The sequence below is a fragment of the Aeromonas sp. 130281 genome (assembly GCF_056642115.1).
Window position 1 is genome coordinate 1 of record NZ_JBWVQS010000003.1, and the last position, 14,871, is coordinate 14,871.

Here is a 14,871-nt window from a genome sequence, read left to right on the forward strand (position 1 = left end):
GTTCAGTCGGTTAGAATACCGGCCTGTCACGCCGGGGGTCGCGGGTTCGAGTCCCGTCCGCTCCGCCACTATTTAGAAAGCCCAGTCGAAAGACTGGGCTTTTTTTCGTTTAAAGCCCCCTGAAACACTACAGCCACCACTAAAGGCTCGACGATATCAGTGCGTTGCCACATGTTCTCTGATTGCCACCCGGTTTCACGCGGCTTCCATGGACACTCCGCCACTGATTTTGCTCTGGTGCATATGAAGCAGAGGGAGGGGCAAATCGTCGTCCACTCAATAGACTCGGCTGCTCGATGAATAAAGAAGTTGGGAAGAAGCGTCTCTGGGGGGCCAAGGCGTTCCGCTTTTCTGCCTAGGGTAATGGATATTGGTTTCGATAACTGTGGCCAGGAGCCGTCCACGAGATGCATGTGATGCTTCTTATGCCTGCAGGCGAGGTGATTCAGGCAACAGCTCCGGGACATGGGGTAAGTGCCCCCAGGATGGGCTGATTCGCTGGAATGCATATAAAGAAAAGGGGACGGCGTCTGCCGTCCCCTCAAGTCATCTCGTCCAGTCCCTGAACTGCCATGCTCCCTGCAATCCTTGACTCTATCCTTTCCTTTGGAATTTCCCCTTCCCATTCCATTGGGGTGTCCTGTGGCCATCCTAGCCTAGCAATCACTCCTGATTGCTTCACCGTCTCCGTCCTGGAGGTGTCCATTACCACATCCCGTGGTGTTCCATGCGTCATCCTGACAGATAACCACCCTGGTCATCTCGCTTCATCCTGAAGCTGTTCCTGCCGCTCCTGCGGAGTTCCTGTCATCCTGAAGAGTGACTATCCGTGCCACTCGCCCTCATCCCGGGGTGTCCTGCGACCGCATCCTGCGGTTGTCCTGTCATTCCTTGTGATAACCATCCGGGTTATCAACCTCATCCTGAGGTGTCCTGCCACATCCTGCGGCTTTCCTATTTATGCGCTGTTCCTGCATCCTGCCGGACCAGCCGTCCTTGTGAGACCCATACTAAGGCAATCGTGGGCAGGAACAAGGCATGGAAGGCCATCAGATAACGCCAGATGATGAATTAATATCTGTCATGAATCTGAATTTTTCTTTTTTATCAGTACCTTATTTAGTTTCCCAGGAAAGCATGTGGCTCTCGGGATGGCTTCACGTACGGCTCAACACTGAGGGGTCTTACAGGAGGAATGGCGGATCTCTCACAACCAAAAACAGGGAGGAAAACGATGGTACAGAAGGCTCAATCAGGGGTGTAAGAGTTAAAAATTAATTGAATAATTATGTGTGAAAAACAGACAAAAGCCGAGCTCATGCTCGGCTTTTCATCATTCATCCGATTGTGCTCAGCTGACCCGGGTACCCGGTGTCGGATATGCCTTGCGCAGGGACTCCGGTGCCAATACTTCCAGGTTGCCACTCATGTTGTTCAACCAGGAGCGGAACTCGGGCGTATCCTGGACCTCGGTCTCCACCACCACGCTGCGCTTGTCGTAGCGGGTCATGCGCGGGTTGTGTCCCGGGATCTGCCCATCGATCAGAGTGGGGCAGTTGGCATCGATGCGTCCGACGAAGCGGATCGGGCCACTGACGTCCTGATAGCCCTGGTCGCGGATCAGCTTCTGGACGTTGAAATCCTTCGGCTGGGTGGCGCTGAAGTTGGTCAGTTCCACGTTCTTGATGTGATCGAACGGGATGCCATAGACCTTGGGATCCAGCTCGGACAGGGTGCAGAGCAGGATGGGGCCATCGGGCTGGTTCAGGATCCCGAGCGGATTGATGCGGTCATAGCAGAGCCACACGGTGCGTTCCTTGATGACACGCTGGATCTCGGCGCTGAACTTGCGACCACGCCAGAGGGCGTCGCGGATCAGGGTGCTGCGGCGGATCTCAGGGTTGCCGGCAAACGGACGCGGCGACTGATGCACGCTCTCGAGCCAGCGCTCCGCCAGTTCGCTCTGGCTGTCACGGATCACCTGGCTGGCCTTGTCGACCAGGGGGTTCAATTCGGTCAATACACTCGCCGGTAGCAGTTGGCTCGCCTGATCACTCCAGGTTTTCAGGGCCACCGCCAGGGAGAGCGGCATGATGTTGGCAAAGTCGTTGAGACCGTGGCGCTCGAAGCACCAGCCGTGTGGTTTGCTGCGCTCATCCGAGGTGAGGTCGAACAGTCCCATGCCGGACATCTCTTCCAGGTCCCGTTGCACGGTACGCAGACTGACGTGAATGCCTTCCTCTTCCAGTTTTACCTGGAGTTGGCTGGCGGTCAGCTTGTAAGGGCGGTGCGGGATGCAACGCGCCAAGGTCAGTTGTCGTAACAGCTTCTTACTCATGGTGCATGCCTTCACTGGTTTAGCGTTGAGTGTATCCTAGCCATGGCATGCGACAGTCTATGTCGCAAGTTTTGCTGCGACAACTGTCGCCATTTTCATACATAACGCGATAACTGATTGATAATAATCGACAATCAAGGCGTGGCGGGGGTTGTTTGGCGCTGTTTTTTGCCAAAATAAAGCGTTCTCCAGATTTGCCCGGTTGTCACGACAGGGGAGAAATGTATAGGGAGCCAAGGGGGAGGAGGGTATTCGGCAGGGGGAGAGAGGTGAGGGACTGGGCCCTCACCGGCAAAGAGGTCGTTCAGGCCAGCCAGGACCAGGCTGACTTGGTGATGGCGGCGCCAATCATGTAGCCAAATACCGCGAGGGCGGCGACCCCGGCGATCAGTTTCTGGCTGCGCGCAGGGCGCTTGAGCGCCATGACGCCGAGCCCTATGTAGAGCACCAGGGCGATCAGCTTGGCCATCAGCCAGGGCTGCTGCCCGGGGCTCATCTGCAGGGTGACCGCCAGCAGCACGCCAAACAGCAGCAGCAAGGTGTCGTTGATGTGGGGCAACACCTTGAGCCACTTCTGCTGCAAGCGCCCGCTGCCAGACAGCGCCAGGCTCCAGCGGTAGATGAACAGCAGCAGGCTGACCATGGCCAGGGTCATGTGCAGGTGTTTGAACATGGGGTAATAGGCAATCATATTGCTTCCTTGTCGTTGTCGGGCAGACCGCTGTTCCAGTTGTGCGCGTGGGTACGCTCCTGTCCTTCCTGATCGTCTTGCAGCAGATCGGAGAGGATCTCGCGGTATTGCAGGCTCTTGTTGATATAGGTGTGCTCATCATCCAGGTAATTGACCTGTTCCCGCAGCAGCCGGTTGTCATACTGCTTGAACACCTGACCCGCACGCCAGGCCTGGTTGGCCCGGAATCCGAGCTGGGTCAGTGCCTCTACCCCCAGATCCACGGCCGATCCCAGGGTTTCCCGGTGCACGCTGTCGACGCCGTGCCGAAGGATCTCGTGGGCATGGGGCCTGTCCTGGGCGCGGGCCAGGATCTTTAGGTGCGGGAAGTGTTTTTTCACCATCTCGATCACCTCGAGGGAGGTAGCCGGATCGTTGATGGAGAGCACCAGCAGCCTGGCCTTGTGGGCTCCGGCGGCATGGAGCAGGTCGAGCCGGCTGGCATCGCCGTAGAATACCTGATAGCCGTACTTGCGCAGCATCTCTATCTGGCTGGCGTCCTGCTCCAGTATGGTGGTGCCTATGCCGTGACCGTGCAGCAGACGCCCCACTATCTGACCGAAGCGGCCGAAGCCGGCGATGATGACCGGGTGCTCGACCAGTTCCGGCTGTTCGTGTTCGGGGGCATCGCTCTGGTTGCGGTAGTCGAACCAGGGCTGGATCACCCGATCGTTGAGGATCAGCAAGAGCGGCGTCAGCGCCATGGAGAGCGCCACCACCAGGGTCAGCAGCGAGATGGTGTCACCGGGCAGCACCTTGTTCTGGGCGGCGAACGAGAACAGCACGAAGGCGAACTCCCCCCCTTGTGCCAGCGCCAGGGCGAAGGTCCAGCGCTGGCTCGGTGAGATGCGAATGATCAGGCCGAGCACCATCAGCACCCCCCATTTCAGGAGCATCAGCCCTATCACCAGGGATGGAATGAGCAGGGGATGGGCGGCAAACAGGCCGAAGTCGATGCCGGCGCCCACCGACATGAAGAAGAGGCCGAGCAGCAGCCCCTTGAACGGCTCTATGTCCGCCTCCAGCTCGTGGCGATACTCGCTGTCCGCCAGCACCACGCCGGCGAGGAAGGAGCCCAGCGCAGGCGAGAGGCCCACCGACTCCATCAGCACCGCGATGGCGATCACCAGCAGCAGGGCGGCGGCGACGAAGATCTCCCGCATGTGGGACTGGGCGATGGCACGGAACACCGGCCGCATCAGGTAGTGGCCGCCCAGCACTATGCCGGCGATGGCGGCGACCACCAGCAGGCCGTGCTGCCAGCCCGCCAGATCCGGATTGCCGTTGCTGGCCACAGGCGCGATGGCGAGCAGCGGCAGTATGGCCAGGATGGGAATGACGGCGATGTCCTGGAACAGCAGCACAGCGAAGGCGGATCGCCCGCTCTCGCTCTGCATCAGTTTGCGCTCCTGCAGGCTCTGCAGCACGATGGCGGTGGACGACAGCGCCAGGATGAGACCGATGGCGAGCCCCTGCTGCCAGGGCAGGCCGATGAGATGAGCGACCCCGGTCAGGGCCCCCGTGGTGAGCAGCACCTGCAGGCCGCCAGTGCCGAGTATGGGTCCCTTCAGTTGCCACAGCAGGGCAGGGCGCAGCTCCAGCCCGACCAGAAACAGCATCAGCACCACCCCGAACTCGGCGAAGTGCATCACATCCTTCTGCTCCCCCACCAGCCCCAGCAGGAAGGGACCTATGATGATGCCCGCCAGCAGGTAGCCGAGCACGGAACCCAGCCCCCAGCGTTTGGCCAGCGGCACCGCTATCACCGCCGCCGAGAGATAGATCAAGGCGTCAAACAACAATCCGTGCCCCATCAGCCGGCCCTCCGTTCATCTCTGTTCCTCAGGGCCGGCAGCGCAAGCCCGATGAAAATCCAACCTGTCGTCATGACAACTCCCCCAGCAGGTCCCGCAGATAGGGGCTGCCAGCGAGCTGGGCCGGGGTCAGCCGCTCATCGCGCAGGGCGCAGATCAGCTGGCGGTAATCCTGGCCACAGCGGCGCAGCGCCTCCGGGTCTTTCAGCTTGTGGAAGGAGTGCAGCACGAAGGGGGGCAGCCACTGCATGCCGCACAGTTGCGCCGTCTGCTGGAACGGCAGCAGGAAGTCGAGCAGTGGGCGCTGGTTGTAGCCCTCGCTGCAATATGATTCCGGAGCGCCCCCCGTGGTGATGGCGGAGAGCCACTGCTTGCCACTGAGGGCGTGGGCCTCGGGGCCGTAGGCGTAGCCATATTCCAGCACCAGATCCAGCCACTCCTTCATGATGGCCGGGCAGGAGTACCAGTAGAAGGGGTGCTGGAAGACGATGATGTCGTGCTCAGACAGCAGGGCCTGCTCCCGCTTAACGTCGATGAACATGTCCGGGTAGTGGTGATAGAGGTCGTGCAGGGTGATGCCCTCCAGGCCGTCGAGTGCCTGCAGCAGCTGCCTGTTGGCTCTGGAGCTCTGCAGGGCCGGGTGCGAGAAGATGATCAGAATGCGTTTCATGAGGTCCTAGCCTGAAGAGGGGCCTGGTGCCGATAAAAAAGGGCGGTGAGCTGCGACGTTATCAAGAAGCACCCCGGCTCGCCAGTTCCGGGATCAGGTCGCGCAGCGCCGGATTCAGGGTCTGATGGGCGGGATAACAGAGCCCGATGCGGCGAAACATCCGGGGTCCGCTCACTGCCAGGGTGCGCAGCCCCGGCTCATCTTCCACCAGCCCGTCGGGCAGGAAACTGATGCCCACTCCCGCCAGCACCAGTGCCATCACCAGCCCCTTGCTCTCGGCCTTGGCCACCAGATTGAGGGTGAGCCGGTCACAGGCCAGCAGGCCTATGGTCTGCTGATGAGCCTCGCAGGGGGGACACTCAATAAAATCATGATGTTGCAGCTCTACCAGCTCGATCCTCTCGCGACTGGCAAGGGGATGGTCGACCGGGACGCAGAGCACATAGTCCTCCTCCCAGAGCGGCAGGAAGATCTCGTCCTCCCGGCGCAGGGCATCCAGAGTCAGTCGGCAGTCGGCAGGGGTGCCGTAGTCGGAGAGAGTGAGATCCAGCTCGGGCAGCACCCTCTGCACCCGCTGCAACAGCCCGGCCACCCGGCGGCGGCTCAAGTCCGGCATGATGGCGATATTGAGCCTGGCGCGCGTCGCCTTCTGGCGAAACAGCTCCGGCAGGCGGCGAGCCTCTTCCACCAGCTTGACCGCGTGGGGATAGAGGTAATGGGCCGGGTCCCTGGCCTCCACCCCCTTCTTGCCCCGGATGAACAGGCTGTCACCTAGGGACTCCTCCAGCTGGCGCAGGCCCGCCGAGAGGGAGGGTTGACTGACGTGGCAGCGTGCCGCCGCCGCCGTGATGTTCTTTTCTTCATAGATGGCGATGAAGAAGCGTAGCAATCTCAGGTCCAGCATAAAATCAACCATAGCTTTTTCAGATGGTAACCAGTGGAAAACAATATTTATCACCGATAGATGTGGCGACTATAGTGATTGAGTCCCGTGCTGGCCAGCCCTTGTTTGACTGAGTTCCTCAATGAATCAGAAGGAAATACCCATGTCCAAGTCCCTCGTCGTGATCACCGGTGCCTCCGCCGGGATCGGTGCCGCCATCGCCCGCGCCTTCTCTGCCGCCGGTCACCCCCTGTTGCTGCTGGCCCGCCGGGTCGAGCCCATGCAGGCGCTGAACCTGCCCGACGCACTCTGTGTCGGCGTCGACGTCACCGACACCGCCGCCATGAAGGCTGCCGTCCAGCAGGCCGAGGCGCAATTCGGCCCTGTGGGCTGTCTGGTCAACAATGCCGGCGTCATGCTGCTGGGTCAGGCCGATGCGCAGGATCCGGCCGAGTGGCAGCAGATGCTCAACATCAATGTCATGGGGGTGCTGAACGGCGTGCATGCCGTGCTGGCCGGAATGAAGGCGCGCCGCAGCGGCACCATCATCAACATCAGCTCCATCGCCGGTCGCAAGACCTTCCCGAACCATGCCGCCTACTGCGCCACCAAGTTTGCGGTGCATGCCCTGACCGAGAACATCCGGGAAGAGGTGGCGGACGTCGGTGTGCGGATGGTGACCATAGCCCCGGGGGCGGTGGAGACCGAGCTGCTCAGCCATACCACGGATGAGAGCATCAAGGCCGGCTACCACGGCTGGAAAGAGGAGATGGGTGGCGTCATCGCCCCCGAGGTGATTGCCGAGGCCGTGCTCTATGCCTGGAGCCAGCCTGCCAACGTCTGCGTGCGCGAGATAGTGCTGGCGGCCACCCGCCAGCAACCCTGATAACCATGACGGCGGGGAGGGCTTGACCCTCCCCCTGGGCCAAGGGTTACCATAGGCCCTCTTCGATCACTGAGTCATCCCATGGTCCTGACCCGTCGTCAACTCGCTCGCGCCCGCCGCTGGCTTCCCCTGTGGAGCCTGCTGATGGTGCTGATGTCGTTTGGCAGCCGGGCGGCGACCGATCTCTGTACTCTGACCCCCCATTGCAGCCAGAGCGAACGCACCCTGGAAAAAGCCATGCCTTGCGGCAGCTTCACCTCGGCGCTCGCCATGACGGTGCTCACCAGCGACAGCCTGACGGTGACCTGGCTTGAGCCCGACATGCCAGCGTTCATTTCCCCCTCCCTCTTCATGCCGGAGGCGCCGCTGGAGCGGCTCGAACGGCCACCTCGCCAGCTGGGTTGAGTCGAGTTACCCGTTTTTTGGGCATTTCTTCTTATCCGAGGTGAGTCATGTACAAGTCTCTGTTACTGGCCGTGCTGGCCGGTACCATCAGTTTTTCTGCTCTGGCAACCGAGCAGATGACAGTCTACAAGTCCCGGTATTGCGGCTGCTGCAAGACCTGGATCAAGCACATGGAAGAGAACGGCTTTGCGGTCAAGGTCGTCGAAACCGAGCAGCTTGAACCGGTCAAGCAACAGTACGGCATCACCCCGCAGCTGGCCTCCTGCCACACCGGGGTGGTGAACGGCTATGTGGTGGAGGGACATGTGCCCGCCGCCGACGTGCAGAAGCTGCTCAAGGAAAAACCGGCGATCCGCGGCCTGACCATTCCGGGCATGCCCCAGAGTGCGCCTGGCATGGATATTCCGGGTCAGCCCTACCAGGTGCTGAGCATCAGCGAGGAGGGCGCGACCAGAGTCTGGTCGAGCTATCCCGGCTGACGAACACTGGTCATGAGCCGGCACCACTCCATCATGTGAGGCACACCTGAGCGAATCCGTGCCGCTCATGGCCAGAGCAGGAGGGCCACCCTTGTGAGAGGGTGGCCCTTTTTCATGGTTTGGGGCCGAATGTCCGGGGATCACTTGCAACCCAGGGCGACAAGGGGCAGATTGATCGCCAATTTATTTTCTCAGGGGCGATGTTCCGGTTTGCCAGCCTTGTTTCCGCACCGGCGGAGTGAGCGGCGGCGGCCTGATCGTCAATTCATGGCGCTCCCCGCGAGCCTGCCTGCCCTGTTACAGCGCAAAGGATGCGACATGTTCATCTTTCCCCGAGGGTTGCTGCTGCTGGCTTGTCTGGTCGCCGTGCCCTGTACCCATGCCAATGAAGAGCCCGTCATGCCGACAAGCGAAACCCCCATCCTGCCTCCTGTGGCCCCCAAGCACCCCCATACCCTGAAAAAGCACGGGGACGTCCGGATCGACAACTACTACTGGTTGCGTGACGACGATCGGCAAAAGCCCGAGGTGCTGGACTATCTCAAGGCCGAAAACGCCTACACCGAGGCCATGCTCAAGCCGGTCAAGCCGCTGCGTGACCAGCTCTACAAGGAGATGGTGGCCCGTATCCCCCAGCAGGACGAGTCAGTGCCCTATGTGAAGAACGGCTACCGCTACCAGACCCGCTATGAGCCGGGCAAGGAGTACGCCATCTACTCCCGCAGCAAGGTGGGGGAGAAGGACGTCAGCCTGATGCTGGACAGCAACCAGCGCGCCGAGGGTCACGAGTTCTATTCGCTGGGGGCGCTCGAGGTGAGTCGCAACAACCGCTGGCTGGCGGTGGCGGAAGACTTCCTCTCCCGCCGTCAGTACCAGATCCAGTTCCTCGATCTGGAGAGCGGCACCTGGGCCGCCGACAAGCTGGAGAACACCTCGGGCAACCTGGTGTGGGCCAACGACAGCAAGACGGTGTTCTATGTGCGCAAGCACCCCAAGACACTGCTGCCCTATCAGGTCTATCGCCACGAGCTGGGCAGCGATCCCGCCAAGGACAAGCTGGTCTACGAGGAGAAGGATGACAGCTTCTACGTCAGCCTCTATGCCACCACCTCGGAAGACTTCATCGTCATCGCCCTCTCCAGCACCACCACCAGCGAGGCGCGCCTCATCGACGCCAACACGCCGGTCCAGGCGCCGCGCCTGTTCCTGCCCCGCCAGGTGGATCACGAATACAGCCTGGATCACTACCGCGGCCGCTTCTATGTGCGCTCCAACAAGGATGGCAAGAACTTCGGCCTCTACGAGACCAGAGAGAGCCCGGTGGATCGCTGGAAGGCGGTGATAGCCCCCAATCCGGACGTGCTGCTGGAGAGCTATGCCCTGTTCAGGGACTGGCTGGTGCTGGAGGAGCGCAGCAAGGGGCTGACCCGGCTGCGCCAGATCAACTGGCAGAGCGGGGAGCAGAAAGAGATCGCCTTCGACGATCCCGCCTATGTCACCTGGCTCGCCTACAACCCGGAGCCGGAGACCAGCGCCCTGCGCTATGGCTACTCCTCCATGACCACGCCGTCCTCCACCTATGAGCTGAATCTGGACAGCGGCAAACGCACCCTGCTCAAGCAGCAGCCGGTGGCGGGCTTCAAGGCCGACCAGTACGCCAGCGAGCGGGTCTGGGTGACCGCCCGCGACGGGGTGGCGGTGCCTGTCTCCCTGGTCTATCGCAAGGATCTGTTCAAGAAGGAGGGCAAGAATCCCCTGCTGGTCTATGGCTACGGCTCCTACGGCGCCAGCATGGATCCCGACTTCAGCAGCTCGCGCCTGAGCCTGCTGGACCGCGGCTTCGTCTACGCCATCGCCCATGTCCGGGGTGGCGAAGAGCTGGGGCGCCCCTGGTATGAAGACGGCAAGCTGCTGAAAAAACAGAACACCTTCCACGACTTCATCGACGTGACCGAGGCGCTGGTGGCCCAGGGCTATGGGGCGAGAGACCAGGTCTACGCCATGGGGGGCAGCGCCGGCGGCCTGCTGATGGGGGCCGTCATCAACCAGGCGCCCCAGCTCTATCGCGGCGTGGTGGCCCAGGTGCCCTTCGTCGACGTGGTCACCACCATGCTGGACGAGTCCATTCCCCTCACCACAGGGGAGTACGACGAGTGGGGCAACCCGAACCAGAAGCGCTACTACGACTACATGAAGAGCTACAGCCCCTACGATCAGGTCAAGGCGCAGGCCTACCCCAACCTGCTGGTCACCACGGGTCTGCACGATTCCCAGGTACAGTATTGGGAGCCCGCCAAGTGGGTCGCCAAGCTGCGGGAGCTGAAGACGGACGACAACCAGCTGCTGCTCAGCACCGACATGGATGCCGGTCACGGCGGCAAGTCGGGTCGCTTCAAGGCTTACGAGGACATCGCTCTGGAGTTTGCCTTCATCCTGGAGCTGGCCAGGCCGAAGGCATGAGGCCGGGGTTAACAGCTGGTTGCTGAACCGCGATCCGGGCGCCAGAGATGGCGCCGATTCGCAGATGAGATCAGGCCGGCGAGGGCAACCCCGCCGGCCTGTGTCTTGCACCCTATCTTGCCCCTGTCTCGGGGCGCCCTCAGCCAGATGGCAGCCCTTGTCAGTAAAGGGTTACAAAGGAATCCACTCCCTCTATTTCCCCGCTGCCTGCGCACACAAAACCAATTAATCCACGACCGATGAATTGATGATCCAGTTCAAATTTCTCGCTATTTAAATCCACGGCTTTGCCATTTTGTTTGATTTATGTTGGCACTCTGTGCCTAATCAAGGGGTTACAACTTTTGATCCGGCTCTTTTGTGGTCGAATCACCCTCAGTCGGCATGACGCTGATTATCTCACCGCAGGATGATGGTGGCTTCTGGAAGGGCGTTCGCCGCTCGACCATTTCCTCGTACGAGGCTGTATAGGCAGACCCAGTCTTGGTGCGGGTCCGTCTCATATTCACCCGGGAATCGGGTGAGATAAATCAATGAAAAGGATGAAGAACATGAAAGGATTATCCTTGGCGTGCGCCCTGTCGGCGGCCCTGGTCGGTGTGTCGTTTGGTGGTCCGGTACAGGCGCAGGAGCGCTTCGTGACCATAGGCACCGGCGGTCAGACCGGCGTCTACTACGTGGCGGGCCAGTCCATCTGTCGTTTCCTCAATCGCGGCGCCGCCGATCACCAGATCAAGTGCAATGCGCCTGCCAGTGGCGGTGGCGTGGCCAACGTCAACGGCATCCGCAGCGGTGAGTTCAACTTCGGCATCATGCAGTCCGACCACCAGTACAAGGCGATGAAGGGGCTGCCTCCCTTCCAGGCCGAGGGGGCCATGGATGACATGCGCGCCGTCTTCTCCCTGCAGAGCGAAGTGTTCACCATTCTCGCCCGCCGCGACGCCAAGATCGCCGGCTTCGACGACCTGAAGGGCAAGCGCGTCAACATCGGCAACCCGGGTTCCGGCCAGCGCGACACCATGGAAGAGATCATGGCGGTCAAGGGCTGGAAGAAGGGCGACTTCGGCCTGGTCTCCGAGCTGAAGCCGGCGGAGCAGGCCTCCGCCCTGGGTGACAACAACATCGACGCCATGAGCTACTTCGTCGGTCACCCGAACGGTGCCATCCAGGAAGCCTCCACCACCACGGACGCCGTGCTGGTGCCGGTGACCGGCGCCGACATCGACAAGCTGCTGGCCGAGAAGAGCTACTACACCAAGGCCGAGATCCCGGGTGGTCTCTACAAGGGCAGCGACAAGCCGACCCCGTCCATCGGTGGCAAGGCGGTGCTCTCCACCAGTGCCAAGGCCGATCCTGAAGTGGTCTACCAGCTGGTCAAGTCGGTGTTCGACAACCTGGATCGCTTCAAGCGTCTGCACCCGGCCTTCGCCGATCTGAAAGAGGCCGACATGATCAAGGTGGGTCTCTCCGCGCCCCTGCATGAAGGCGCCGCACGTTACTACAAAGAGCGTGGCTGGCTCTGATTGAAGGCCTGCCGGCCTTCCATCGTTCTCTTCGACACCCGCCCGCCACACCGGTAGCGGGTGTCGTGTCGTTGTACTCGCAGGCAAAAGTTAACCCTATGCAAGAAAAACAACTCTCTACCGAGGAACTGATCGCCCAGGACGTGGGCGCCCGGCTGCCCCTCGGCCTCATGGGCTGGCTGATCACCGGGCTGGCGCTGGCCTGGTCCCTGTTCCAGCTCTGGATCGCCTCGCCGCTCCCCTTCATTTTCGGGGTCGGCGTACTCAATGACACCGAAACCCGCGCCATTCACCTGACCTTCGCCCTGCTGCTGGCCTATCTGGTGTTCCCGGCCTTCCGGCGTTCCCCCAGAGACAGGGTGCCCCTCGGCGACATCGCCCTCGGTCTGATCGCCGCCGGTGCGGCCGCCTATCTGTTCGTCATGTATGAGGCCCTGGCCCAGCGCCCCGGCAACCTCACCACGGCCGATCTGATCACCGCCTGCATCGGCATTCCGCTGTTGCTGGAAGCCGCCCGCCGTGCCCTGGGCCCGGCCCTGGCGGTGATCGCCCTGGTGTTTCTCGCCTACAGCCTGGCCGGCCCCTGGATGCCGGGGCTGCTGGCGCACCGCGGGGTGAGCTTCACCGCCCTGGCGAACCACCAGTGGATCACCACGGAGGGGGTGTTCGGCATCGCCCTCGGGGTCTCCACCAGCTTCGTGTTCCTGTTCGTGCTGTTCGGCGCCCTGCTGGAGCGGGCCGGTGCCGGTCACTACTTCATCCAGCTCGCCTTCAGCCTGCTCGGCCACCTGCGCGGCGGCCCGGCCAAGGCGGCCGTGGTGGCCTCGGCCCTGACCGGGGTCATCTCCGGCTCCTCCATCGCCAACGTGGTGACCACGGGCACCTTCACCATCCCCATGATGAAGCGGGTCGGCTTCTCCAAGGAGAAGGCGGGGGCGGTCGAGGTGGCCTCCTCGGTCAACGGCCAGATCATGCCCCCCGTGATGGGGGCGGCGGCCTTCCTGATGGTGGAGTACGTGGGCATTCCCTACGTGGAGATCATCAAGCACGCCTTCCTGCCGGCGGCCATCTCCTACATAGCGCTGCTCTACATAGTCCACCTGGAAGCGCTCAAGCTCGGCATGCAGCCCATCGGCGGCCATCAACCCAAGCCCTGGCTGCGTCGCCTGACCGGCTTCGCCTTCGGTGCCACCCTCATCAGCGGCCTGTCGATGGCGGTCTACCATGGTCTGGGCTGGCTCAAGCCGGCGCTGGGGGACTATGCCCTGCCGGGGATCGCCCTGCTGCTGGCGGCCGTCTATCTGGGTCTGCTGAAGATAGCGGCCAGCAATGCGCCGCTGCCCGCCGAGGATCCGGATCAGCCCCTCACCGAGCTGCCGAACACCCGCGCCGTGCTGCTCTCCGGCCTGCACTTCCTGCTGCCGGTGGTGGTGCTGGTGTGGTGCCTGATGGTGGAGCGCCTCTCCCCGGGGCTGTCGGCCTTCTGGGGTACCGTCATGCTGGTGATCATCCTGCTGACCCAGCGGCCGCTGCTCAACTGGCTGCGTACCGACGGCAAGCATGACTACGGCTCGGCCCGCGATGGTCTGGTGGACTTGAAGGAGGGCCTGGTGGCCGGTGCCCGCAACATGATCGGCATCGGCATCGCCACCGCCACGGCGGGGATCATAGTCGGTGCCGTCTCCCAGACCGGGGTCGGCCTGGTGCTGGCGGATCTGGTGGAGATGCTCTCCATGGGCAACCTGCTGCTGATGCTGATCCTCACCGCTCTGCTGAGTCTTATTCTCGGCATGGGGCTGCCCACCACAGCGAACTACATAGTGGTCTCCAGCCTGCTGGCCCCCGTGGTGGTGACGCTGGGGCAGCAGAACGGCCTCATAGTGCCGCTCATCGCCGTGCACCTGTTCGTGTTCTACTTCGGCATCATGGCGGACGTGACCCCGCCGGTGGGGCTGGCCTCGTTTGCGGCGGCCGCCGTCTCCAAGGGGGATCCCATCAAGACCGGGATCACCGCCTTCTACTACAGCCTGCGCACCGCGGCGCTGCCGTTCCTGTTCATCTTCAACACGGATCTGCTGCTGATCGACGTGGACTTCGCCCACGGGGTGCTGATCTTCGTGGTGGCCACGGTCGCCATGCTGATCTTCGCCGCCGCCACCCAGGGCTGGTTCCTGGTGAAGAGCCGCTGGTACGAGAACGTGCTGCTGCTGCTGGTGGCCTTCACCCTGTTCCGTCCCGGTTTCTGGATGGACATGGTGCACGATCCCTATCGTGAGACGCCTCCCGCCCAGCTGGCCCGGACCCTGGGCGAGGTGGAAGCGGAGAGCACACTGCGACTGCGGATCCAGGGGGAGGATGCGGTGGGCAAGCTGCGTCAATCCACTGTGTTGCTGGCGGTACCGGCCGGTGCCGATGGCGAAGAGCGATTGGCCGGCCTGGGGCTGACCCTGTACGAGCAGGACGGCAAGACCCTGATCGACAACGTCACCTTCGGCAGTCCGGCGGCGGCGGCCGGCATGGAGTTTGATCAGGAGATCCTCTCCGTCAAGGCGCCTACCGAGCGCTGGCACAAGGAGCTGATGTGGATCCCGGGCTTCCTGCTGTTTGCACTGGTGATCTGGCTGCAACGGCGACGGGCCACCCGCTCATAGACACCACCAATAAAAACGGCGCCTCGATGGCG

11 protein-coding genes are annotated in these 14,871 nt (G+C 62.1%); 6 read left to right on the forward strand and 5 right to left on the reverse strand.

What is annotated here, in order from left to right:
* Positions 1-1,351: 1,351 nt before the first annotated feature.
* The 5 genes from AC1IN8_RS09855 to AC1IN8_RS09875 all read right to left on the reverse strand — a co-directional run bounded on the left by AC1IN8_RS09855 (position 1,352) and on the right by AC1IN8_RS09875 (position 6,456).
* Positions 1,352-2,338, reverse strand: a complete 987-nt coding sequence (locus AC1IN8_RS09855) for a helix-turn-helix transcriptional regulator (protein WP_025325391.1) — start codon at positions 2,336-2,338, stop codon at positions 1,352-1,354.
* Positions 2,339-2,642: 304 nt separating this feature from the next.
* Positions 2,643-3,029, reverse strand: a complete 387-nt coding sequence (locus AC1IN8_RS09860; protein ID WP_479758767.1) for a SirB2 family protein — start codon at positions 3,027-3,029, stop codon at positions 2,643-2,645.
* Entirely contained in the window at positions 3,026-4,882 is a 1,857-nt protein-coding gene (gene kefC, locus AC1IN8_RS09865) for a glutathione-regulated potassium-efflux system protein KefC (protein WP_247627430.1), read from the reverse strand. Before kefC ends, AC1IN8_RS09860 begins: the two co-directional genes overlap by 4 nt.
* 70 nt (positions 4,883-4,952) lie before the next feature.
* Positions 4,953-5,552 (reverse strand): glutathione-regulated potassium-efflux system oxidoreductase KefF, encoded by a 600-nt coding sequence (kefF, locus tag AC1IN8_RS09870; RefSeq protein WP_202047798.1) that lies wholly within the window; start codon positions 5,550-5,552, stop codon positions 4,953-4,955.
* A 61-nt stretch (positions 5,553-5,613) separates the two neighbouring features.
* Positions 5,614-6,456 carry a LysR family transcriptional regulator gene (locus AC1IN8_RS09875; protein ID WP_479758768.1) on the reverse strand — a complete coding sequence of 281 codons (843 nt, stop codon included), beginning with the start codon at positions 6,454-6,456 and terminating at the stop codon, positions 5,614-5,616.
* Between the two features lie 142 nt (positions 6,457-6,598).
* Between AC1IN8_RS09875 and AC1IN8_RS09880 the strand changes: the two genes are divergently transcribed.
* The 6 genes from AC1IN8_RS09880 to AC1IN8_RS09905 all read left to right on the forward strand — a co-directional run bounded on the left by AC1IN8_RS09880 (position 6,599) and on the right by AC1IN8_RS09905 (position 14,839).
* Positions 6,599-7,321 (forward strand): SDR family oxidoreductase, encoded by a 723-nt coding sequence (locus tag AC1IN8_RS09880; protein ID WP_479758769.1) that lies wholly within the window; start codon positions 6,599-6,601, stop codon positions 7,319-7,321.
* Positions 7,322-7,402: 81 nt separating this feature from the next.
* Entirely contained in the window at positions 7,403-7,726 is a 324-nt protein-coding gene (locus tag AC1IN8_RS09885) for a hypothetical protein (RefSeq protein ID WP_479758770.1), read from the forward strand.
* Positions 7,727-7,773: 47 nt separating this feature from the next.
* On the forward strand, positions 7,774-8,205 hold the full coding sequence (locus AC1IN8_RS09890; protein WP_479758771.1) for a DUF411 domain-containing protein: 432 nt from the start codon (positions 7,774-7,776) through the stop codon (positions 8,203-8,205).
* Positions 8,206-8,523: 318 nt separating this feature from the next.
* A complete protein-coding gene (locus tag AC1IN8_RS09895; protein WP_479758772.1) occupies positions 8,524-10,665 on the forward strand; it encodes a S9 family peptidase in 2,142 nt (713 codons plus the stop codon).
* Positions 10,666-11,216: 551 nt separating this feature from the next.
* Positions 11,217-12,188, forward strand: coding sequence for a TAXI family TRAP transporter solute-binding subunit (locus tag AC1IN8_RS09900; RefSeq protein ID WP_319912341.1), 972 nt, complete (start codon positions 11,217-11,219; stop codon positions 12,186-12,188).
* A 98-nt stretch (positions 12,189-12,286) separates the two neighbouring features.
* The gene (locus AC1IN8_RS09905; protein WP_479758773.1) at positions 12,287-14,839 is read left to right on the forward strand and encodes a TRAP transporter permease; all 2,553 of its coding nucleotides are present in this window, start codon (positions 12,287-12,289) and stop codon (positions 14,837-14,839) included.
* Positions 14,840-14,871: the final 32 nt, after the last annotated feature.